Source organism: Pilimelia columellifera subsp. columellifera (genome assembly GCF_039532605.1).
GTDB lineage: Bacteria > Actinomycetota > Actinomycetes > Mycobacteriales > Micromonosporaceae > Pilimelia > Pilimelia columellifera.
Window position 1 is genome coordinate 1 of sequence record NZ_BAAARY010000079.1, and the last position, 860, is coordinate 860.

Below are 860 nucleotides of genomic sequence, written 5' to 3' on the forward strand. Positions count from 1 at the left end.
TCGGCCAGATCGTCGCCGCCGCACTGGTGCTCCTACACATGGAAGCCGACCGCACCACGTGACACACAGTCACCGCACCGTTGCCCGGAAAGGCTCAGTCACTCTCCGTAGAAGCCCGACCGGCACCGGAACCATCCCGGCAGGCACACGGAACTGCCGAGTTGAGTGCGTGTTTCGGCGAGATCGGCTACACCCCTTAGGTCAAGTGTCGATACCGAATGCCGCCGACCATAGGTCATTCGTCGTGTAGAGCGCCGCTACTTCGTTCAGTTCGACCTCGGCGTCCTTCTGCTGCCCCGTGGCCTCACCGGCGACCCACCAATTCGCGCCCGGCAGGCCGGCAGACGCGTACGCCCGCGAGCCGGGCTCCTGTGGCCGGTGCGATGCCCGTGGTGTAGCGACAACCTCGCCGTGCGCGGGCTCCCAAAGGCGTACCGAGCCGTCCTCCTCGGTACCGAGCACGACGGCGTCGAACCACCTCCACACCACGACGCTCGTGCCGTACGGGTTGGTAGCTACCGCGACCAGGTGCCCGGGCGAAACTCGCTCCACCCTTGGCGTCGGGAACATAGGCGCGAAGCCAACGGTGCTGACTTCGCCTGCGCGCCAGACTTCGCATCTCTGTTCATCGACGTGAAGAACGCGAGCGGCACGAAGGTGGTAGGGGGCGGCCACGAGCGCGGACGCTGGAGTCGACATAGGGCCGAGCATAGTTCGATTCCGGAGGTAGACAGAGCCCTGGATCGGTACGCCGCGCGCATTCTTCTGGCTCCCTTCTGTGTCAAGCGGCTAGTACGACAGCCGTACTTTTCGGTTACGTGATCAACTCGGCGGTCTCGCGGCGTCGGTAGTGGGCTTTT

General features: G+C 64.8%; 1 protein-coding gene. It reads right to left on the reverse strand.

Annotated elements, in window-relative coordinates:
- Positions 1–201: 201 nt before the first annotated feature.
- Complete coding sequence (locus tag ABD287_RS18405) at positions 202–552, reverse strand: hypothetical protein (protein WP_344174808.1); 351 nt, start codon at positions 550–552, stop codon at positions 202–204.
- Positions 553–860: the final 308 nt, after the last annotated feature.